The sequence below is a fragment of the Arthrobacter sp. 10N418 genome (genome assembly GCF_056394725.1).
Genome location: NZ_JBFTIK010000001.1, coordinates 132,237 through 153,843, shown reverse-complemented (window position 1 = coordinate 153,843; position 21,607 = coordinate 132,237). Strand labels below are relative to the sequence as shown.

At 68.4% G+C, this 21,607-nt stretch carries 17 protein-coding genes; 6 read left to right on the top strand and 11 right to left on the bottom strand.

Going from position 1 to position 21,607, the window contains the following annotated elements; translation table 11 throughout:
* Both AC1DCZ_RS00685 and rsmI read right to left on the bottom strand, forming a co-directional pair.
* A complete protein-coding gene (locus AC1DCZ_RS00685; protein WP_476972949.1) occupies positions 1–1,500 on the bottom strand; it encodes an NAD-dependent succinate-semialdehyde dehydrogenase in 1,500 nt (499 codons plus the stop codon).
* Between the two features lie 206 nt (positions 1,501–1,706).
* Entirely contained in the window at positions 1,707–2,579 is an 873-nt protein-coding gene (gene rsmI, locus AC1DCZ_RS00680) for a 16S rRNA (cytidine(1402)-2'-O)-methyltransferase (RefSeq protein WP_476973075.1), read from the bottom strand.
* Positions 2,580–2,700: 121 nt separating this feature from the next.
* Between rsmI and AC1DCZ_RS00675 the strand changes: the two genes are divergently transcribed.
* Together AC1DCZ_RS00675 and AC1DCZ_RS00670 are read left to right on the top strand one after the other, a co-directional pair.
* Entirely contained in the window at positions 2,701–4,446 is a 1,746-nt protein-coding gene (locus AC1DCZ_RS00675) for a dolichyl-phosphate-mannose--protein mannosyltransferase (protein WP_476972948.1), read from the top strand.
* Positions 4,447–4,505: 59 nt separating this feature from the next.
* Positions 4,506–6,335 (top strand): AMP-dependent synthetase/ligase, encoded by a 1,830-nt coding sequence (locus AC1DCZ_RS00670; protein ID WP_476972947.1) that lies wholly within the window; start codon positions 4,506–4,508, stop codon positions 6,333–6,335.
* Positions 6,336–6,432: 97 nt separating this feature from the next.
* On the opposite strand, the gene AC1DCZ_RS00665 is transcribed toward AC1DCZ_RS00670, so the two are convergent.
* The 5 genes from AC1DCZ_RS00665 to AC1DCZ_RS00645 all read right to left on the bottom strand — a co-directional run bounded on the left by AC1DCZ_RS00665 (position 6,433) and on the right by AC1DCZ_RS00645 (position 11,547).
* A complete protein-coding gene (locus tag AC1DCZ_RS00665) occupies positions 6,433–7,662 on the bottom strand; it encodes a TIGR01906 family membrane protein (protein WP_476972946.1) in 1,230 nt (409 codons plus the stop codon).
* A gap of 111 nt (positions 7,663–7,773) precedes the next feature.
* Entirely contained in the window at positions 7,774–9,000 is a 1,227-nt protein-coding gene (locus AC1DCZ_RS00660; RefSeq protein ID WP_476972945.1) for a L,D-transpeptidase, read from the bottom strand.
* A gap of 203 nt (positions 9,001–9,203) precedes the next feature.
* Positions 9,204–10,682: an adenosylhomocysteinase gene (gene ahcY / locus AC1DCZ_RS00655; RefSeq protein ID WP_476894909.1), complete on the bottom strand. Its 1,479-nt coding sequence runs from the start codon at positions 10,680–10,682 to the stop codon at positions 9,204–9,206.
* A gap of 158 nt (positions 10,683–10,840) precedes the next feature.
* Complete coding sequence (locus tag AC1DCZ_RS00650) at positions 10,841–11,074, bottom strand: hypothetical protein (RefSeq protein ID WP_476972944.1); 234 nt, start codon at positions 11,072–11,074, stop codon at positions 10,841–10,843.
* Between the two features lie 83 nt (positions 11,075–11,157).
* Positions 11,158–11,547 (bottom strand): DUF3499 domain-containing protein, encoded by a 390-nt coding sequence (locus AC1DCZ_RS00645; protein ID WP_476894907.1) that lies wholly within the window; start codon positions 11,545–11,547, stop codon positions 11,158–11,160.
* A gap of 209 nt (positions 11,548–11,756) precedes the next feature.
* Between AC1DCZ_RS00645 and AC1DCZ_RS00640 the strand changes: the two genes are divergently transcribed.
* A complete protein-coding gene (locus tag AC1DCZ_RS00640) occupies positions 11,757–12,299 on the top strand; it encodes a metallopeptidase family protein (RefSeq protein WP_476972943.1) in 543 nt (180 codons plus the stop codon).
* Here AC1DCZ_RS00640 and AC1DCZ_RS00635 read toward each other — a convergent pair.
* The 3 genes from AC1DCZ_RS00635 to AC1DCZ_RS00625 are packed head-to-tail and all read right to left on the bottom strand — an operon-like array spanning position 12,296 to position 17,878.
* On the bottom strand, positions 12,296–13,936 hold the full coding sequence (locus tag AC1DCZ_RS00635) for a DUF5719 family protein (protein WP_476972942.1): 1,641 nt from the start codon (positions 13,934–13,936) through the stop codon (positions 12,296–12,298). The genes AC1DCZ_RS00640 and AC1DCZ_RS00635 overlap by 4 nt on opposite strands.
* Positions 13,929–17,336 (bottom strand): glycosyltransferase family 2 protein, encoded by a 3,408-nt coding sequence (locus AC1DCZ_RS00630; protein ID WP_476973074.1) that lies wholly within the window; start codon positions 17,334–17,336, stop codon positions 13,929–13,931. Before AC1DCZ_RS00630 ends, AC1DCZ_RS00635 begins: the two co-directional genes overlap by 8 nt.
* A complete protein-coding gene (locus tag AC1DCZ_RS00625) occupies positions 17,336–17,878 on the bottom strand; it encodes a WhiB family transcriptional regulator (RefSeq protein WP_476894904.1) in 543 nt (180 codons plus the stop codon). The genes AC1DCZ_RS00630 and AC1DCZ_RS00625 overlap by 1 nt, the downstream gene beginning before the upstream one ends.
* 364 nt (positions 17,879–18,242) lie before the next feature.
* On the opposite strand from AC1DCZ_RS00625, the gene AC1DCZ_RS00620 reads away from it, so the two are divergent.
* The gene (locus AC1DCZ_RS00620) at positions 18,243–18,947 is read left to right on the top strand and encodes a TIGR03089 family protein (protein ID WP_476972941.1); all 705 of its coding nucleotides are present in this window, start codon (positions 18,243–18,245) and stop codon (positions 18,945–18,947) included.
* 91 nt (positions 18,948–19,038) lie between these two features.
* On the opposite strand, the gene AC1DCZ_RS00615 is transcribed toward AC1DCZ_RS00620, so the two are convergent.
* Positions 19,039–19,602 (bottom strand): GtrA family protein, encoded by a 564-nt coding sequence (locus AC1DCZ_RS00615; protein ID WP_476972940.1) that lies wholly within the window; start codon positions 19,600–19,602, stop codon positions 19,039–19,041.
* 205 nt (positions 19,603–19,807) lie between these two features.
* Between AC1DCZ_RS00615 and AC1DCZ_RS00610 the strand changes: the two genes are divergently transcribed.
* Positions 19,808–21,004 (top strand): 5-(carboxyamino)imidazole ribonucleotide synthase, encoded by a 1,197-nt coding sequence (locus tag AC1DCZ_RS00610; RefSeq protein WP_476972939.1) that lies wholly within the window; start codon positions 19,808–19,810, stop codon positions 21,002–21,004.
* Positions 21,001–21,606 carry a 5-(carboxyamino)imidazole ribonucleotide mutase gene (purE, locus tag AC1DCZ_RS00605; RefSeq protein WP_476972938.1) on the top strand — a complete coding sequence of 202 codons (606 nt, stop codon included), beginning with the start codon at positions 21,001–21,003 and terminating at the stop codon, positions 21,604–21,606. The genes AC1DCZ_RS00610 and purE overlap by 4 nt, the downstream gene beginning before the upstream one ends.
* Position 21,607 lies beyond the last annotated feature (1 nt).

Sequence of the window (21,607 nt, the reverse complement as noted above, 5' to 3'; positions counted from 1 at the left end):
CTAGCCCGCGTACGGGTCGGCGATGCCGATGTACTGGGTGTAGAGGTATTCCTCGATGCCTTCGAGGCCGCCCTCGCGGCCCAGGCCGGACTGCTTGACGCCGCCGAACGGTGCCGCGGCGTTGGAGACCACTCCGGCGTTCAGGCCCAGCATGCCGGTCTCGAGGCGTTCGCCCATCCGGATGCCCCGGTTGAGGTCCCGCGTGAAGACGTACGCCACCAGGCCGTATTCGGTGTTGTTCGCGAGCCGGACGGCCTCGTCCTCGGTGCCGAACGTGATGATCGGAGCGACGGGGCCGAAGATTTCCTCGGACAGGATCCGGGTTCCCTCCGTCACGCCGGTGAGGATGGTGGGCTGGTAAAAGTAACCGGGGCCCTCCACGGCGGAGCCACCGATCACTGCGACCGCACCGGCAGAGACCGCGTCCGCGACAAGCTCGTGGACCTTGTCCCGGCTCTTGGCATCGATCAGCGGGCCCACCTTGGAGTCAGCCTCGGTGCCGCGGGCGGTGGTCATCTCCGCCATCTTGGCCGCGAATTTCCCGGCGAATTCGTCGGCGACGGACTCGTGGACAATGAAGCGGTTCGCGGCAGTGCAGGCCTCGCCCATGTTCCGCAGCTTCGCGAGCATGGCACCGGCAACGGCCGCGTCGACGTCGGCGTCCTCGAACACCACGAACGGGGCGTTGCCGCCGAGCTCCATCGAGGTGCGCAGCACGGTCTCGGAGGCGTCCGCGAGCAAGCGGCGGCCCACTTCGGTGGATCCGGTGAAGGACAGCTTGCGCAGCCGCGAATCCTTGATCAGGGGACCGGTGGTGGCGCCGGCCGTGGACGTCGGGATCACATTCAGGACACCCGCCGGCAGCCCGGCCTCCATCATCACGGCAGCAAACAGCTGTGAAGTCAGGGGTGTCAGGTTCGCGGACTTGAGCACCATGGTGCAGCCCGCGGCGACGGCAGGGGCGATCTTGCGGGTGGCCATGGCGAGCGGGAAATTCCAGGGGGTGATCAGCAGGCAGGGGCCAACCGGCTTCTTGGTCACCAGCAGCCGGGACTTCCCGTCCGGGGACACCGAATACCGGCCGAAAGCACGCACGGCTTCCTCGGAAAACCAGCGCAGGAACTCCGCACCGTAGGTGACCTCACCGCGGGCCTCCCCCAGGGGCTTGCCCATCTCAAGGGTCATCAGGAGCGCGAAGTCCTCGGCGCGCCCGGTGACCAGCTCAAACGCCCGTCGCAGGATCTCCCCGCGCTCACGGGCCGGCACCTTCGCCCAGGAGTCCTGCGCGGCAGCGGCAGCATCCAGGGCCGCCTTGCCGTCCTCGGGGCCGGCGTCAGCGATGGTCAGCAGCACCTTACCGGTGGCGGGGTCCTCGACATCGAAGGTCTTACCGGACGCGGCAGGACGCCACTGTCCGCCAATCAACAGACCTGTCGGAACAGAGGCCAGCAGGGCGCTCTCACGCTCCGCCGTAACAATGGGCTGGGCAGTTACAGTCACTACGACTCCCTCGTCAGCAATTCAAGTGGAACTAGGATGTGGATTCAGCGCTCGTTCTCAATCACGTGCACGTGCGCCGGGATTACTGCCACGGTACTGCCGCGTTCTCCGGCACGTCTATGCATCGGCGCACTACGTCGCGCGGATAGCGCTGTGCAGCTGCACAAGACCACCGGGTGCGGTCTGCGGCAACGGCGGCGGGGTGCTCACCGTGCCGCCAGGACGGCCGAGTACAGCTCGCGCTTGCTGACCCTGGCCTCTTCGGCGACGGCGGCGACGGCCTCTTTCAGCCGGATCCCCTGCGCAATCAACCCGTTCACCGCGGCCACGTGGTCTTCCGGCCGGCCGGGCTCCCGTTCGGGGGCGCCACCCACGACGACGGCAATCTCGCCGCGGACCTCGTTGGTCTCGACCCATTGGAGAAGCTCGCGCAAGGTGCCCCGGATGACCTCTTCGTAGGTCTTCGTGAGCTCCCGGCACACGGCGGCGCGGCGGTCGGCACCGAAGCGTTCGTGCAGGGCGCGGAGCATCGGCTCGAGCCTGTGCGGCGCTTCGAAGAACACCATGGTGCGCCGTTCGGCGTCGAGGTCCGCCAGCCGGGACGACCGTTCGCCGGCCTTGCGGGGCAGAAAGCCTTCGAAGCAGAACCGGTCAGTCGGGAGCCCGGAAAGGGCCAGGGCGGTCAGCACGGCCGAGGGGCCGGGAGCGGCGGTGACCGTGAGGCCGGCCGCCACGGCTCCTTCGACGAGACGGAAGCCGGGATCGGAAACCGACGGCATTCCGGCGTCGGTGACCATGACCAGGGTCTTGCCCGACCGGACCTGGTCCAGGAGGTCAGCTGTCTTGGCTGCTTCGTTGTGCTCGTGATAGCTGATGATGCGGCCGGCCACGGTGATTCCGAGGCTCTGGACCAGCCGGTGCAACCGCCGGGTGTCTTCGGCGGCGACGATGTCCGCCGTCGAGAGCAGATCGACGAGCCGGACGGAGGCGTCGCCGACGTTGCCGATCGGGGTTGCCGCCAGGACGATCCTGCCCGGTCCGCCGGCCGGAACGGCGGCGGCCGGCGCTTCGTGGCCCATTCCGGCCGCGGCCTCATCAGCGGGGACGGCGTTGTCGGCCGGAAGAATCGGGGAGGTGCTGGGTTCATGGTCCACACGACCAGCCTACTGCGGGCAAGAGGGCCCAGCCGCAAAAGGTAGCATGGGCAACGTGACGCAGACCTCCACGCGGCCGGGCGAGGCCGGTCAAGCCGCATCGGCACCCCCGGCCCCGGATCGACCCCGAGGCAGAGCCGGCGACTCAGCCGGGACCGGCCGCAACCTGGAGGGCCACCGCTGGATCGAACGCCCGGCCGAGGCCTTCACCCCCGAGGCCCTGAAGCAGCGCCTGATCGGGAGCATCCAGAGCTGGCGCGACTATCCGGCATCGCTGCGGCTGTGGTTCTGGCTCATTCCGGCCCTGACGGCAGTGCTGGGCGGCATCCTGCGGTTCGTACGGCTGGACACGCCGCGGGCCTTGGTCTTCGACGAGACCTATTACGTCAAGGACGCCTACTCGTTCCTGATGAGCGGCTACGAGCGGAGCTGGCCCGACAAGGCCAACGATTCGTTCGTTGCGGGCAATCCCGGAGTGCTCCTGGACACGCCCGAGTACGTCGTCCATCCGCCGGTCGGCAAGTGGATGATTGCCGCCGGCATGTGGCTCTTCGGCCCGGACAACCCCTTCGGCTGGAGGTTTAGTGCCGCCCTGACCGGGACGCTGTCCATCTTCCTGCTGGCGCTGATAGCCCAGAAGCTTTTCCGCTCGCTGACCCTCGGAGGCGTTGCCGGCGTGCTGCTCGCGGTGGACGGCCACCACCTGGTGATGTCCAGGACCTCGCTGTTGGACATCTTCCTCATGTTCTGGCTCCTCGCCGCTTTCGGCGCCCTGTTGATGGACCGCGACGACGGCCGGCGGCGGCTGGCGGACAGGCTCGGGCGGCAGGCCGCGGCCTCCCGCACGGGCCGGCCTTCCCCGCTCCAGCTGGCCTCCGGTCCGTGGCTTGGCGTCCGCTGGTGGCGTCTGGCAGCCGGCGTGTGCATGGGCCTGGCCGTCGGCACAAAATGGTCTGCGCTGTTCTTCCTCGCAGGCTTCGGGCTGCTGGCCGTCTTCTGGGACCTGAGCGCACGCCGGATCGCGGGGGTGCACGCCTGGATCAGCGGCGGCATCCTCAAGGACGGCATGGCGGCCTTCCTGAGCATTGTCCCCGTGGCCGCCCTCGTCTACGCGGCCACCTGGACCGGCTGGTTCCGCTCGAAGGACGCCTATTTCCGGCACTGGGCCGAGGCCAATCCCTCGGCCGAGTGGGGCTGGCTGCCGAATGCCATCAGGTCCCTGGCTCACTATCACCTTGAGGCGTACAAGTTCCACCAGGGACTCAGCGCGGACCACCCCTACGAGGCCAGCGCCTGGACCTGGCTCGTCATGGGCCGGCCCACGTCGTTTTTTTACGAATCCCCCAAACAAGGCAGCCCCGGCTGCGATCTGAGCAACTGCACAACGGCCATCCTCTCGGTCGGCAACCCGCTGATCTGGTGGAGCGCGGCCATCTGCCTGGGCATCCTCCTCTTTTGGTGGGCGGGCCGCCGCGACTGGCGCGCGGGCGCCATCCTGGCCGGGGTGGCGGCCGGATACCTCCCGTGGTTCATGTATCCGGAACGCACCACCTTCTTCTTTTACGCGGTGTCCTTCGAGCCGTTCCTGGTGCTGGCCCTCGTGTACTGCCTGGGGCTCGTCCTGGGCAAGCGGAGCGACCCTCCCTGGCGACGCCGTTCGGGGCTGTACCTTCTGACCCTGTTCGTCGTGACGGCCGTGCTCCTCTCGGCCTTCTTCTACCCCGTGTGGACCGCCGAGGTGATCTCTTACCAGGACTGGCGGTTCCGAATGTGGATGCCGTCCTGGATCTAGGGCAGGATTGCAGGAGAAGTCCGCCGCAATCCGGGCGGACCCGGAATGGAGACTCGGCTGTGAGAGAAGCAAGCACCGGACTGCTCGTGGAGCTGGACCCGGGCAGCAACGTAACGGACCTGCTCCTCGAGCAGCACGCCAAGGATCCCGTGCACGCCCTCTACTCCCGCAAGGGTCCCGGCGGCTGGGCCGACATCTCCGCACGGCAGTTCCTGGCCCAGGTGACAGCCCTCGCCAAAGGCCTGATTGCCGGCGGCATCACGCCCGGCGAAACCGTAGCCGTCATGTCAGGCACCCGGTATGAGTGGACGGTCGTTGATTTTGCCATCTGGTTCGCCGGCGGCGTGACCGTCCCGATCTACGAGACCTCCTCCGCCAGCCAGGTCGAATGGATCCTCCATGATTCCGGCGCCCGCCGGATCTTCGTTGAGGACCGGTCCAAGGCAGCCCTCGTCCAGGGGGTCCTCGATGCCTCCGCACTGCTCGGCGACAGGCTCGTGGCAGTGGTCCGGATGGACTACGACGGCGGCGCCCCGAACCTGGCCAGCCTGGCCGCAGCCGGCACCGGAGTAGGCGACGCCGAGCTCGAACGCCACAGGAGCACGGCCGGCCTCTCCGATGTCGCATCGCTGGTGTACACCTCGGGGACGACCGGCAGGCCCAAGGGCTGCGAAATCTCGCACGGCAATTTCGCACTTGTCGCCAGGAATATCGTCGGTTTCTTGCCGGAGATCCTCATGCAGCCCCGCTCGCGGACCCTCATGTTCCTGCCGCTGGCCCACGTCCTCGCGCGGGCCGTCCAGGTCATCTGCCTCAGCGCCGGGACCACGCTCGGCCACACCTCCAGCGCCAAGGAGCTGCTGGCGGACCTGGGCAGCTTCAAGCCGACATTCCTCCTGGTGGTCCCCCGGATCTTCGAGAAGGTCCATGCCGGTGCGGCGCAAAAGGCCTCACTCGCCGGCAAAGACCGGCTGTTCGACGCCGCGGCAGCCGCAGCCATCGGCTATTCGAAGGCCCTGGACGCCGCGGCGCGCGGGGAGGGAACCGGTCCGGGCCCGGTGCTGCGCGCCAAGCACGCACTCTTCGACCGGCTGTTCTACCCGAAGCTCCGGCAGGCCTTCGGCGGGCAGCTGCGCTACACGGTCTCCGGCGCCAGCCCGCTGAGTTCCACCGACGCCCATTTCTTCCGCGGCGCGGGCATCCCGGTCCTTGAGGGCTATGGCCTCACCGAGACGACGGCACCCTGCACGGCGAACACCCCTACCCGGACCAAGGTGGGGACCGTCGGCATCCCTGTGCCCGGAACGACCATCCGGATCGCCGACGACGGAGAGATCCTGGTCAAGGGCATCGGGGTTTTCAAGGGCTATCACGCCAACGAGGCCGCCAACGCGGAGGCCTTCGTGGACGGGTTCTTCCGCACCGGCGACCTCGGGTCCCTCGACGCGGACGGCTTCCTGACGATCACCGGGCGGAAGAAGGACCTGCTGGTCACCGCCGGCGGCAAAAACGTCGCCCCGGGCCCGCTGGAGGAGAAGATCCGGGAGCACCAGCTCGTGGGGCAGGCCGTGGTGGTCGGGGACGGCCGGCCGTTCGTCTCGGCCCTAATCAACCTGGACCCGGAAGGCCTGGAACACTGGTGCGCGGCGCACAAGGTCCCCGCCATGGGCCTCGCCGAAGCGACGTCCAATGAAGCGGTCCGGGCCGCCATCCAAACCGCCGTCGATGCGGCGAACGTCCTGGTGTCCAAGGCTGAATCCATCCGCAGCTTCGTCATTCTCGACGCCGACTTCTCCGTGGAATCAGGTCACCTGACGCCGTCACTGAAACTCAGGCGCACCGCCGTCGTCCGGGATTACGAGGAGCACATCAACCGGATCTACGGCTGAGGACCTGCGGCCGGGGCCGTCAGCAACGCGAAAGCGGCCGCCACCATGGTGCCGGCCGCTTTCGGCGCGTGCGCTTTCTTCCCGGCGCAGCGGTCTGTCAGCGGGCGTTGGTGCGGCCCCTGACGACGGACGGGGCCTTGACACCGCTTACCGGAGCCGAGGGGTCCAGGGGCTCTTCTTCGTCCTCGACGGCGGCATCCTTCACCGTTGTCCCGCCCAGGGCGCTGCCTTCGGCCGTGCCCTCCTTCGCCGTGCCCTCTTCGAGGGTGCGGCCCTTCAGCATGCTCTCCTTCGTGAGGCCGCGGCGCTTCCGGGTCGGCCAGGTGAGGATCAGCGTCACGAGGGATGCCAGCAGGGCGAGAGCCCCAATCACAATTCCTGCGTCCACCCAGAACTGGCCCGGGAACAGCCGGATCAAGGTGTCCTGGAGGGAGAAGGTCCAAGTGCCGTTGGCAAAAAAGACGTGGTGGAAATCCGTGAAGAACTGTTCCCAGCCGAGTGTTGCCAGCACGCCGAGGCCGATGACGATCACCAGCGTGATGATGGAGCCGGCGAACAAGCCGCGGCGCACTCCCCCGCTGCTGCGCCGGCGGAGGTAGATCACGGCCATCAGGCTCAGGAGAACCAGCAGGGCCCCAGCACCGAACGTGGACAGAATGACGAATTTGACGTCCGCCATGTGGCTGACTTCCCCGGGCTTGAATAGCATTTCTCCGCTGTGCGTCACGAGTTCGCCCAGGTAGCGCGGGCCGGACCAGTTGCTGAGGTAGTCCACCGCGTAGGAGCCATAGGTCATCCGGTCATCCGTGCTGAAGCCGTAGCCGTCGCCGGGGAAGCCTGGCCGGTTGTATTCCACCCAGAGGAACAGCGGGCTGGTCACGGCGCGGACGGCCAACACCAGCAGTATCACCGGGTAGAAGACCGCGAGCAACACCTGCATGACGCGCGGGGCCACGGGCTTGGCGTTGGCAGCGTGCTCGCGCTCGGCGTTCCGGCGTTCCACATCCTCCTGCGGGGGACGGATCTGCAGGGCCGAGGTCGGCAGCGGTTCGCTGAAGAGGGCGTCGTGCCCGGCGGCGGCTTCGGCTGCCTTGCGATCGGCGCGGCTTCCCGGCTGGCTCCTTGCGGCCGGCGCGGATTCCGGCGCGGAGGTCTCCGCCATGCTTGCCGCGGCCTCACGAGACCCGGGCCGCGGCGCGGTGACCTCGTCAGCCCTTTTACCCGCGGGGGCCGGCTTCATCCAGTCGAAGGCTGGTTCGTCGGTGTCGCCGGCAGGATCCAGCTGCGGATCCTGTCGATCGGGAGAGGTAGGACTTGTTTCAGTCACTGCAGCTTCGCTTCCTTAGGCTTTCGCGCCGCCGGGACTGGGCCCGGCACCGCAACATATCTGGTCCCGAGCCTACCGTCAGAGGATCGGACTCGGCGAGGTGCCACCCCGTCAGTTGGCGTATTGGGCCCACGGGATGTTCCAGTCCCCGAAGCCGTCATCGAAGTTTGCGAAGTCGCCCTCGGTGTTGACCACCTGCACCACGTCGCCCGTCGTCATGTTGTCGAAGACCCATTGCGCGCCTTCCGGACCCAACCCGATGCAGCCGTGGGAGAGGTTCAGCACACCGACGTAAGGCATCGCGGAGTCCGTGGCCTGGTGGATGAACTCCCCGCTGGGCGTCAGGCGTGTGGCGTAGTTGACGTCAAGCTGGCCGTAGTAGGCCGGGTCCCCCGGCTTGAGCCCGATGGTGGAGGCATCCATGTGCTCCACCCGGTACTTCTCCATGAGCACGAGGAAACCGCGGGCCGAAGGGAACCGGGTGTCGCCCATGGTCGAGGGCCAGTGCCCGACTTGCTGGTCGTTGACGCTGACCGTGAACGTGTGCGCCGTCGCGTCAGCGATGGCGACTTTCTTGTCGCCGATGTGGACTGTCACCTTTTTGTTGAAGTTGCCGATCTGCCCGTTGCCGAGGTCGACGCCGAAAAGCTGCATGTCCATGGTGACCGTGCTGTTCGCGTTCCAGAAGTTCTCCGGGCGGTACCTGACCATGGTGTTGCTGAACCAGTGGAAGTCACCGGCCTGGCCTGACGTGGAACTGATCTTGATGGCCTTCTCGACGGCATCCCTGTTGAGGACCGGCTCGCTGAAAGTAATCTGCAGCGGCTGCGCCACGCCGACCTTCATGCCGTCCAGCGGGTACACGGCAGCATCGGCCTCGTTGGCGGTGGAGACCGTACTGAAGGTCCGGGTGCTGTTGGTCTTGCGTCCGGCGCCGTCGGCCACCGAGTACGTGTAGCTGTAGCGGGTGTTGAACTTCAGGTTGCCGGCGACGGTCCAGCTGGAGCCGTCTACGCTCAAGGTTCCGTCCACGGCGTCGCCGGCCTCACTCGTGAGGGCCACGCGGTCAATGCGCCCGTGCGCGACTTTGAGGGAGACGGGCGCTGCCGGGTTGACCTGTTTGGCGCCGTCGGCCGGAGAGACGGTGAGTTCAGCCGGCGCAACGACCGGGGCCGCCAGCCCCGGCGTCGTCCGTGCGGGCGAACCCGCTTCGGAGTAGATTGAGGCGTTGGCGACGCCGGGCGCGGCCGCGGCGAAGACTCCGCCGCCCGCGGCAAGGACGCAGACCGCCCCCAGCAGGGCAATCTTGCGGCCGGCACTCCAGGTCCTCGGAGCCATCAGAGGCCCCGGGCAATTCCACGCGTCATCCTGCCAGCATAAGCGACCTACCTTGAAGGACCCGGCGGTTTTCGCCACGATACGGTCACAAAGTGGGGCTCCGGACCGTGGTCCGGAGCCCCTCGGAATCCGTTGCCTCCACGTGGCCACCCCGTCGGCAGCCTTGCGCTCCTGAAGCGTGGAGCGCCGGCGGCCCGCGGCTCCTAGTAGCGGTAGTGCTCGGGCTTGTACGGCCCGGCAACGTCGATGTCCAGGTATTCGGCCTGCTCCTTGGACAGCTCGGTCAGCTCCACGTCGAGGGCACCAAGGTGCAGGCGGGCGACCTTCTCATCAAGGATCTTCGGCAGGACGTAGACCTGCTTTTCGTATTCGCGGCCGCCCTCGGGCTGGCCGGCCTTCGTGAACAGTTCGATCTGGGCGATCGTCTGGTTGGCGAAGGAGTTGCTCATCACGAACGACGGGTGCCCGGTGGCATTGCCGAGGTTCAGCAGGCGGCCTTCGGAGAGGACAATGATGGAACGCTCGGCGTCCGTACCGTGATCGAAGACCCACTCATGCACCTGGGGCTTGATCTCGACTTTCCTGATGCCGGGGATCCTGGCGAGTCCGGCCATGTCGATCTCGTTGTCGAAGTGGCCGATGTTGCCCACGATGGCTTTGTCACGCATGCCGGCCATGTGCTCGGCCAGGATGACGTCCTTGTTGCCGGTGGTGGTGATGAAGATGTGGCCCTCGCTGAGGACGGATTCCAGCTTCGCCACCTGGTAGCCGTCCATGGCCGCCTGGAGAGCGCAGATCGGATCGATTTCGGTGACAATCACACGCGAGCCCTGGCCGCGGAAAGCCTCGGCGGCCCCCTTGCCGACGTCGCCGTAACCGCAGACGACGGCGACCTTGCCGCCCATGAGGACATCGGTGGCACGGTTGATGCCGTCCGGCAGGGAGTGGCGGATGCCGTATTTGTTGTCGAACTTGCTCTTGGTGACGGAGTCGTTGACGTTGATCGCCGGGAAGAGCAGCTTGCCCTGCTCCGCGAGCTGGTACAGGCGGTGCACACCGGTCGTGGTCTCCTCGGTGACGCCGAGCAGGCAGGAGCCGATCCGGGTCCATTTCTGCGGGTCTGCCTGGAGGGATGCGCGCAGCACGTCCAGGAAGACACGGCCTTCCTCGGACTCGTCCTCCGCTGCGGAGGGCACGGCGCCGGCGGCCTCGAATTCAACGCCCTTGTGCACCAGCATGGTGGCGTCGCCACCGTCGTCGAGGATCATGTTCGGACCCAGTTCGGGGTTGGCGTCCGCGCCGGGCCACGTGAGGATCTGCTGGGCGGTCCACCAGTATTCCTCCAGCGTCTCGCCCTTCCAGGCGAAGACGGGAACGCCCTGGGGGTCTTCGGCAGTGCCGGTCCCGACCACGACGGCGGCAGCGGCCTCGTCCTGGGTGGAAAAGATGTTGCAGGAGGCCCAGCGGACCTCGGCGCCGAGGGCGGTGAGGGTCTCAATGAGGACGGCCGTCTGGACCGTCATGTGCAGCGACCCGGCGATCCGTGCTCCCTTCAGCGGCTGGCTGGCGCCGAATTCAGCGCGCAGGGACATGAGGCCGGGCATTTCGTGCTCGGCGAGGCGGATCTGGTGGCGGCCTGCCTCTGCGAGGGAGATGTCCGCAATCTTGTAATCGAAAGTCATGTGAGTCCTTTGTGGTAGCCGGCTGGCGGGCCGGTGACTGGCAGTAGTTCGGTGACTAAGAAGTGGTTCGGCGCCGGGAGCGCCAGCGATGGGCGTCCGCCAGGGCTTCGGACCGGGCGACGGAGCACACCCGGAAGCAAGGCTGCGGGAAGCGGTGCCTATTCGAGTGCGTGGCGCGGGGCGGCGTCGTGCTGGTCTGACGGTGCGGCCGCGGCCGCGGGGAGCAGCTCCGGCGGCAGCAACAGGGGAATGCCGTCATCGATCGTGTAGCGCAGCTTTTCGCCGGACCCGCCTGCCGTGACAGTGACGAGCTCATCGCCTTCCTGCACCAGCGCGGATCCGGTGACGGGGCATCGCAGGACAGACAACAGTTCGGGACTGAGCTTTGGCATGGTGAACGCTCCCTGGTGGGCGCCGCAGCAGGCGCCGGTGGCTTACGGATTTTGCAGTTCCCAGCCTACCGCCCGATAGCGGCTTACGAGGGTTCGCGCAGGACGCGCAGATGCCCGCGGCGGGCCCCTTCGGCGCCGGCAGGCGCCTCCAGCGCCGGGTGCAGCGTGCGTTGCCCCTTGGCCGGCTCCGCCGCGGCCGGGCGGACGGCGGCCTCTCGGACGGCGTTGGCGAGGGCCAGGAGGTCGTCCGGGCCGGGTCCGGCGGGCGTTGCCGGCATCGCCAGCCGCATCACTTCCCATCCCCGCGGGACAGTCAGGGAGCCGGCGTGCTGTTCGCACAAGTCATAGCAGTGCGGCTCGGCGTACGTCGCCAGCGGGCCGAGGACGGCCGTGGAATCCGCATAGACGTACGTCAAAGTGGCTACCGCCGAATTGCGGCAGGCCGACCTTGAACAAAGACGAATGGCACCCACGACATCACAGACTACTCCCCTGCCCGCCGTGACGGCGCATTGAAACGCACGCGTTGGATTCGAACGCATTCGTCCGCGCGGTCCGTGCGGGCCTCAGCGGCTGAACCCGTCAGGCGATTTCCCTCGGCGGATAGGCTGCACGGACTCCGGCGGCGGCTCGCGGCGGGCACCGTATCGCGTAAATCATGTGCCGGGTTTAGAGTCAAGATATGCAGTCATCGCACCACGATTCGGGTTTTACGGTCCGGTTGGCTGACCCCGGCTCAGGACGTACGGACGCCGGTCCCGCCCCGGCCATGGCCGGCGCGGCAGGAACCGCCAAGGGGAAGAGCTTCCGGCAGCGCCGCAGGAACCGGCATGGCCGGGGCCTTCGCGGTGAGCTGATGCTGCCGACGATGCCCGGCTACCGGACCCGATCCGACCTCTTCGACGACCTCGTCCTCGACTCGGCCCAGCGGCTGCACGACATCTGGGGCAAGACCCTGGACGGCGTTCGCTTTGCGGTCGATGAGATCCCGCCGGGCCTGGAGAAGCTCGTGGCGGACCGCACTCCCGCGCCGATGGGTGCCTATGCGGCCCCCACAGCGGCGGAAGGGCCCGTCATCACCTTGTACCGCCGCGTGGTGGAGCAGGCGAGCGGCAGCCGGGACGAACTCCAGGACCTCGTGCACGACGTCGTCGTGGAATACACGGCCGAGATGCTCGGTGTGCCGCCCGAGTCGCTGGACCCGGTCTACCGCCGCAGGTACTAGTAGCCGAGCCTGACCGGCACCTGTTCCTGGCCGGCCGCTTCCGGGGCGACGGCGATGGTGGAAATATCCGGCTTGCCGTCCTGCTCCAGGAGCACCGAGCCGTAGGCAGGGTCCCCTGCGGCGGAGACCTGGTAGCCGACGAGCGGCGACCCCTCCACGTCGGACGGAATCTTGATGGACGCGGTGGTGCCGCCCGCGATATCGGCGGTGGCCGGCGTCCTGATCTTGCCGTCGGCGGTAATCGGCGTGTACGAGATTTTGGCCCTGCCTTCGGGTGCACCGAAGACAAGGTACCGGTCCCCCGCACTGGGTACGGGAACCACGTGCTGGCTTCCCAGCCGGGCCGAGGCCGGCGACCAGGCGAAGTCGGCGGCATCCCCGGCCGCCAGTCCCCTCGTGACGCGCGCGGCGGCTGTGAAGGACACGTCCGAGCTCGCGGCGACGGTATACGGCCCGGCGGGCACTCCGGCCAGCGAAACTTCCGTGACCGAGCCCGCCTTCGCCGTCACGACACCGCCGCCGGGGAGCGCTTTCTGGCCGTCCCGCCCGTACAGCTTGATTTCGACCACGGCGTCCGCCGAGCCGGGAACGGTGAGCTGAAGGGCCGGGCCGGCGTCGGCGAAGCCGGGTTTGGCGCTGAGCGCAGCCAGGGCGGCCGGGTCCTGAAGGTCGATTCCGGAGACCACCTGGCGGGTGCCCGGGGCTGCGCCCGGGGCAATGAAGTCGATTCCGCCGGGAGTGAGGCCGCGGAGCACGCTTTGCTGGATGACGGCAGCCACCGGGCCGCCGGCGCTGCGGACCCTGACGCTCAGCCGGTCCTGCCCCGGGGCGAGCCCGGCCAGGACAATAGAGCGGGTGCTGCCGGGTGCCACGAGGAGGCCCCGGCTGCCGGGGGCCTGGATTGGCCCCTTGGCGCCGAAGAGATCCAGGCTGACCGTGGCCGGCGTGCTTGAGGCGTTGCTGAGGTTGAGGACCGCCGATCGGCCAAGGGCAGTGTCCGCCCCGGCCAGCCAGAGATCGTTGGCCGGCTGCTGGCAGCCAGCCGCTGCGGAGCCGCGAAGGTCGCCGTCGCTGGCCGAATAGTTCATGGCTGCGCCGGCCGCGGCCCGGCGGTTGTCCTGCGCGTCGGCGGTGAGGACGCTGACGGCGTCCACGTCGCGCTGGGACACGATGCCGGCGAGCAGGACGGGCGGTCCGGCTGCCACCGGGGGACTTGCGGGCGCGGATGTGCCGGGCGCCGATGCGGCCGTACCCTTGGCGAGCTCCACGAGCGGGCTGCCTTGCAGCGGCGCCAGCCGGCTTCCGGGGATGACGCCCGCGCTTGAGCTCAGCACGACGGCGTTGACCGTGGTCTTGGCGGTGGCAGACTCCGGGCTGAACTGGGGATCCGTGCCCACCGGAGTACCTTCAAGCAGCCGGGCCGGGCCCGGGCAGATGCCGACGCTGCTGCCGGCCGGGACGGCCGCCACGGGAACCTGTTGCTGCCGTCCGGCCGGGCTTTGGGGAGCCAGGGAGGCCGCGGAGACGAGGCCGCCGCCAGCGGCGACGAGGAGGAGCGCGGAGAGGATCCCTCCCACTGTCCCGCCCCGCGGCAGGGCTCTGGGGCGGCGCACTACGTCGTTCTCGTCCTTATGCATGCTGATGTTCCTTACGCAGGGAGCCTTCGTCCCTGGAGAGTCCGGTGTTCGGCCGGCGGGCAGGCATGGGGATGGCCAGCAGAACGGTCAGGCCGATTACGATGGCCTGCACAATTCCTGCCCAAATGGCCCAGGGTGCTTCGTAGCGGATGCTCAGCTGGCCGCCTTGGGCTGGAAGGGTGAATGCCTGCGCCCATCCCGACGTCGTGGGCGTCAGGCGGCGGCCGTCGATCCAGGCGCTCCAGCCCGGATCCGCGCGTTCGGCCAGAACCACCAGGCGGCCTTCGGGTCCTGCCGGTACGGAACTCTCGGCGGAGACCGCCTCCGAAGGCAGGAGTCCGACGGCCGCGCCGGCGGCGTCGACAATCCGCACACGGTGGGCGACGTCGGCGGCCTTGATGACCGGCTGGTTCAGCGGACTGATGCGCCAGAGCCAGCCCACGTCCGTCTGGCCGACGGCGACCAGTCCGGGAACGGCGTCCATCCTGCTGGCCGTCAGCTGTGCTGCTGTGTCAGAGACGCGGAGGACCACGAAGCCGACTCCAAGGCGCTCGAGTTCCTGCCGCGGGTCCACGCCCTGGCCTGCGACGATCGTGGCGACGACGCTGCGGATGGATCCGGCGACGGCGTCATCGTCACGGACGGTTTCCTTGCCGGGGTCGCCTTGGATGCTGCGGGCGGAGGCGACCGTCGACAGCGCGTCGAGCGTCGTGCCGGCTCCGCGCATGAGGGAGGCGTCGTAGCTTTCGTTCTCGCCGCCGGAGATCAGCAGGGTCTTTGCCTGTTCGGGGCCTTCGCCGCGGTCGATTGCCGTGGCCGGCAGGGTGCGGGCCTTGGCCGGCTGGAGGAGCCGCGGTGTGCCAATCCCGGCGGTGTCCGCGGGGCTCGCCGCCGGCGCGGCGGGCTGCAGCAGGTTCTGCGCCGCCCAAACGCCGAGTCCGGCCAGCGGACCGGCGAGCAACAGGACGACGGCTGCCACCGCAGTGCCGCGGGCCAGGAGCGCGCGGCCTGTGGGTGCCCCCGCGGCCCGGTCTGCCGAGTCCAGAAGTCCTTCGGCACCGATCAGGGCCGCTCCCAGCAGCGCGAACGCGGCGGCGGACACGGCCGGGCCGGTGAAGGGGGTGACCAAGCCGTCGGGGCTGAGGCCGGTGGCGACGTGTCCGGCCAGCCATCCGCCTGCCAGCATAAGGATGGCCGCGGCCCAGAGACCGCGCGCGATCCGGGCGGGCCGTCCCAGTACCAGGCGCCCCGGCATGAACAGTGCGGCAAGCGCCAGGAGCACAACGGGCAGCCCGAGCAGCAATGCCAGCAGCAACGCCCAGGGGACCCCGGAGGCTGCGGCGGAACCTGCCGCCGGACCGCCAAAGAGGGCCAGCCCGGTGATGCCTCCGCCGGCCTCAAAGCGCAGTGGCTGGCCGAGGGCCTGCTGCCAGAGCGGGGCAGCGTCAAATCCCACGGGTGCGCCCGGGTCTGCGAGCACGGCCCGCGGGTTGTTGATCACGGCGAGAACGAACGGCAGGAACAATGCGAGGCTGGGCAACAGCGCCCACCAGATGGTGCGGCCGCGCCGGCCCAGCAGTCCGCCGCACAGCGCCACCACGGCGAAGGACGGCACCAGCAGCGAGGGCGCCGCCGAGGTCACGACGGCCAGTGCCAGTCCGGCGGCCGCCGCCGCGGTCCAGGAGGGGGTCCCGTTGATTCCGGGTTTGGCGGGCGGCTTCAGCGTGAAGCGGCGCTCCCCCGGGGCCGGAACGGCATAGATGCCGCGTCCCGCGGGAGCCCCCGTGGCCCGCAGCAGTGCCAGCACGAGGACCGGCATCATGACGTGGGCGAGCAGTGCGCCCAGCCGTCCCTGGTTGAGGGCCACCTGCAGGGCGGGCGCTCCCGCCCAGACGAGGGCGGCCGCAAGGCGCAGCCGCCGGCGCTGGGTCAGGGCGCCGGCCGCGAACCAGGCGCCGAGCGCGGACAGGGGCATGGCAAGAATCAGCAGCCAGACGACAGCGCCGTTGGCGTCACCGGCACCGAGGATGCCCAGGACCCAGAGGATGTAGCCGAAGGGGTCCCCGTGACCGGGAAGGCCTGCGCCCAGGCTGATCCACCAGCCGGAGGCATGGTTCCAGATCTCGCCCAGCCGGACGGAGACGGGGATCAGGCCGCCGCCGGAGACTGCCTCGGCCCTGACCAGGCTGAGCAGTCCGATCAGCGACGCCGCCGCAGCGACGAACACGGCGAGGAGCGCTCCGTTGCCCACCCAGCCGCGCTCCGAGGTTGCGAGCGCGGCGAAGTCGTCATCGGAGTCACCGCTGGGCTGCTCGGCCAGGGGGTCCTGTCCCGTCAGTCCGTCACGGGAGTCATCCGTTCCCAGCGCTTCCATCAGGGATCGCCGGTGGGACCAGACCTCGCGGCGTGGCGTCTGCAGTCCCTTGATGACCGAGCGGCGGATCCGGCGGGTGCGGGCGGCGTTGCGGCGCCCGCGGATCACGGCAGCGGGGCGTCCCAGCGCGACGAACGTGGCGAGCATTTGGGAAAACCCGTGCCCGGGATCCTTGACGGCAATGCTCAGGACGAGCTTGAACAGGCTTCCCAGGAGGGCGCCGATGGCGTGCAGCGGCACCTTCCAGCCAGCAGCATGCTTCAGCCGCAGGTGGATCTGGGCCTTGCGGGCCGCTGTGGCGTTGCCCAGGCCGTGGGGCCGGTGCGAAACATGGAACATTTTTGCGCTGGGGACCACCACGACCCGGTGCCCCGCGAGGCGGTTGCGCCAGCAGAAGTCGACGTCGTCGCCCGTGCCCGGAAGGGCAGGATCAAAGCCTTGGAGGTCCTCCCACACGTCGCGTCGGACCAGCATGCCGGCAGAGTTGACCGCGAAGGTATCGCTGCGGCCGTCGTACTGGCCCTGGTCAAGCTCGTCGGCGTCGATCAGCGTGAGGCGCTCGGCCCAGCGGCTGGTGGACAGACCGACGTCGATCAGCCGCCGTTCAGCGTGCCAGTCCAGCTGTTTGCAGCCGGCCACGGTGACCGACGGCGCACGCTCGACGGCGTGGAGGAGTTCGGCGAGGGCCTCCGGTGCCGGCGCGGCGTCGTCGTGCAGGAGCCAGATCCAGTCCAGGTCCGGGCGGCCGGCGGCATCGCCGGTGCCCTCGGCCCACGGCGCAAGTGCACTGAGGCCGGCCTTGACCGCGCCGCCCATGCCGGACTTGGGCTGGTCGAAGACGGTGACGTTTGCTGTGCCGAATGACTGTTCGAGCAGGGCTGCCGAATGGTCGCGGGAACCGGTGTCAACCCCGATGACGGCATCAGCGGGCCTGGTCTGGCCCGCCAGCGCCGCGAGGGTCCTGGGGAGAAAGTCGCCGCCGTTGTGGGAGACCACAACGGCGGTGACTCGTACTTCTTGAAGAATTAGATCGCTCGTTTCCTAAGCCGGCGCCGCTCGCGCTCGGAGAGTCCGCCCCAGATCCCGAAGCGCTCGTCGTTGGACAGCGCGTATTCGAGGCACTGGGACCGAACGTTGCACGCGCCGCAGACCTTTTTGGCATCCCGGGTGGAGCCGCCCTTTTCCGGAAAGAAAGCCTCCGGATCGGTCTGGGCACAAAGTGCGTCAGTCTGCCAGCCCAGTTCGCCTTCGTCGTCGAAGCCTTGTTGGGACGGCAGGCCGATCCAGACCGGCTGCGCGGCGGTGCCTGGGTGCTGGGTGTGAAGTTCCATCGGCGGGTCAAGGGGATCGTCGTCCTGATCCGGGCCGGCCAGAAGTTCCTGGTGCGCTGCGAGGAAGGCCGTGGCCGCCTCATCCAGGGAATCTTTGGTGTGTTCGTTGTAGCGGTCTGCCGCGTCCGGATCGGCCGGATCTACGTACCAGTCACTCGGCACCCCGCGTGAACGGTATTTGGCCGTTGCCTGTCCGGCAACGACGGCATCTTCATGGATACGCTCTGCAAGCCCCATTGGCGTTCCCTCTCTGATTTTGCAGCCACTAACTGACCCCTGGACACTCGGTTGTGTGCCGGTTTCTGCGCATTGGCTTTCGATACCTAATTACACGTGTGTAAGTATCCGGGAGTCAAGCCACGGCGGAGATAATAATCAACTTCAGACCCAAAGCCCGGGCACGCCACGCCCGGGTTTTTTGTCAAAGGTGGAGAGAAACCCGCGGAATCATCAGGGTGCTGAGCACTTTCGGAAGTTTTTCTTGAGTTTTCGGGACAATTCCGGCGGCCATCCATCCCCGGCGCCGATCCTCACTGCCGGCTTCATGACGGAGATCACACCGGCCCGGGGCGGGGCAGGGCGGCCGTGGCAAGATGAGTGCATGAGCATCCCGGCAATCGACCTGATGGCAGGACTGCGTTCCGGCCAGTCCACTTCCCCCCGGCTGACCTGGTACGGCCCGGACTCAGAACGGGTCGAACTCTCCGGACGCGTTCTGGACAACTGGGTGGCCAAGACAAGCAACCTTCTGCAGGATGAGCTGGATGCAGAGCCCGGCACGCGGTTGCGGCTGGACCTGCCCGCGCATTGGAAGTCCGTGATTCTCGCCCTGGCCGCCTGGCAGCTCGGAATGGAAGTTGTCTTTGGAGACGCCGAGGCCGAACTCCTGGCCACCGCTGATCCCGGTCCCGCCGCGGCAGAGGGCGGATTCGACGCCGTCGTGGCGGTGGCCCTGCCGGCGCTGGCGATGCGGTGGAACGGCGAGCTGCCTTCCGGCGTCCTCGACTATGCCGCCGAGGTCCGCTCCCACGGGGACTTCTTCATACCCCACGTGGACCCGGAGGCGTCGAGGCGCGCCGTCCTGACGTTAGCGGGGGCGGCGCACACGCACAGCGGACTCCTGGACGGTTTCGCCGCTCCCCACGAGCCCGGACTGCGCCTGCTGGTTCCGGCCGGGGACGGCCTTGAAGCGGCGCTCGCGCAGTCACTGGGCGCTTGGAAGGGCGATGGTTCGGTGGTCCTGGTGCACCCCGACGTCGAGGTCACGCCGAAGCTGCTCGGCGACGAACGCATCCACGGGCACTGATTTTCCGGCGTCCGCCGGCTGCCCGCATCAGGGCCCCGTCCTAACGCCGGGCGCCAGGACGGCGCGCGCCCGGCGCCAGGACGCCCTTGCGTCAGGCGTGCGGGCCGGGCAGCTCGGGATCCTCGACGGCCTGTTCCGGTATCCGGACACCGGCCCGCAGGTGCGGGTGCCGATCCACGATCTCGTGGTCGTGGGAGAACTCCGGCTCGTCGTCGAGTTCCTTGTTGAACACCAGGAAGCGGTAGGCGAAGAAGCGCACCACCGTCGCCACGAGGATGCCGGCCACGCCGGCCAGGAACAGCATGTTTTTGTCCGTGATGCCCATGCTGTACTTGGCCAGGGCGGTGAACCCGGTGGAGATGCCGATGCCGATGCCGTTGATCAGGATGAACATCACGAACTCGCGCAGCACGTTGTCCTGGCGGCGGTGGCGGAACGTCCAGAAACGGTTCGCGACCCAGGAGAACACCGTCGCCACGCTGGCCCCGAAGAACCGGGCCTTCGCCTCGCTGTCCGTCATGGGACCGTGCATCAGGTAGAACGTGAGTCCGTTGTCGATGACGAACGCGATGCCGCCGACGGCGCCGAACTTGGCCACTTCGCGCCAAAACAGCGAGGCCAGCCCGCGCATGCGCTCAGTAAGTGTAGTAATCATGACCCTCCGAGGCCTCCTGGAACTGTAGGCCATTGGGCCAAACGCCCATTTTAGCGCCGTTTTCCGTGAGCTGGCCCTGAACCAACGCCGGTTGGCCCGCGCAAGGCCCGATCGGGCCCGCCAAAAGGAGCCCAAAAGCGTCGGACTCCGGCGCCGGAAGCCGCAGAAGCCGGGAAATCGCGAGGTTTTCGGTAGGCTGGGGCTTGTGACTTTTCCTGTAATCGGTGTTGTTGGCGGCGGCCAGCTAGCCCGCATGATGGCCCCCGCCGCCACCGCCCTGGGCTTCGAGCTCCGTGTCCTCGCCGAAGCCGACGACGTCTCCGCCGTCTCGGCCGTCGCCAACGCCCCGGTCGGTGACTACACGGACCTGGACCATCTGATCGAGTTCTCCCGCGGCCTGGACGTGCTGACATTCGACCACGAGCACGTCCCCACAGAGCACCTGCGCTTCCTCCTCGGGGCCGGCGTCAATGTGCACCCAGGCCCGGACGCCCTGGTCAACGCCCAGGACAAGCTGGTGATGCGCGCCGCCGTCGACAGGCTGGAGCTCCCCAATCCCCGCTGGGCCGCTGTGGCCGACGTGGCCGAACTGGTCGCCTTCGGCGAGGATACCGGCTGGCCCGTGGTCCTGAAGATGCCCCGCGGCGGCTATGACGGCAAGGGCGTGCGGATTGTGTCCTCGGCCGACGACGCCGCGGACTGCTCCGGCTGGTTCGACGCCATGTCCCCCCTCCTGGCCGAAACCAAGGTGGAGTTCAGCCGGGAGCTCTCGGCCCTGGTGGCGCGGACGCCGGACGGCGAATCGCGTGCGTGGCCGGTCGTGCACACGATCCAGGTCGACGGCGTCTGCGACGAAGTCATTGCCCCGGCCCTGGATATCCCCCTTGAGGTGGCCGCCGCAGCAGAAAACGCTGCCATCAGGATCGCCAGCGAGCTCGGCGTGACCGGTGTCATGGCTGTCGAACTTTTCGAAACCCCCGGGGTGGGTGCAGGTTTCCTGATCAACGAACTCGCCATGCGCCCGCACAACACCGGGCACTGGACCCAGGACGGCTCCGTGACGAGCCAGTTCGAGCAGCACCTGCGGGCCATCCTGAACCTGCCACTCGGCGCCACGGACCTCCTCGGCCCCGTGGTCGTCATGAAGAACTTCCTTGGCGGCGACAACCAGGACCTCTTCTCCGCGTACCCCGCAGCCCTCGCGAGCGAACCCGCGGCGAAGGTCCACTGCTACGGCAAGGCCGTGCGGCCGGGCCGAAAGATCGGCCATGTAAACCTCGTCGGGGCTTCCGCCGCCGACGTCGACGCCGTCCGGCAGCGGGCCACCACCGTGGCCGACATCATCCGGAACGGCCGGCCCCGGTCCGGCCAAACATCCGGAACTTCCGAGGAGACCGCATGAGCGCCAGCACCGAGCCCCGAGCCGCAGGAACCCAGGACCCCGGGAACGGGCCGGCCGCCCCGATCGTCGGCCTCGTCATGGGCTCCGATTCGGACTGGCCCGTCATGGAAGCTGCCGCGGAAGCCCTGGCCGAGTTCGGCATCCCGTTTGAGGCCGACGTCGTCTCGGCCCACCGGATGCCCGCGGAAATGATCCGCTACGGCAAGACTGCCCACGAGCGCGGCCTCCGCGTCATCATCGCCGGAGCCGGCGGCGCGGCCCACCTGCCGGGCATGCTCGCGTCCGTCACGCCGCTGCCTGTCATCGGTGTTCCCGTACCGCTGAAGACCCTCGACGGCATGGATTCCCTGCTGTCGATCGTGCAGATGCCTGCCGGAGTTCCCGTCGCGACCGTCTCCATTGCGGGGGCACGCAATGCCGGCCTCCTGGCGGTGCGCATGCTGGCCTCGGGTACCGACGGGCTCGCGGTCCGGCTCCGGGCAGATCTGCTGGATTTCGCGCAAGAGCTCAACGATGTCGCCACCCGAAAGGGCGCAACCCTGCGGCACAAGGTGAGCGAAATGTTCGCCGACGGAAACGTCATCACACGGGGCAGCCGCTAAG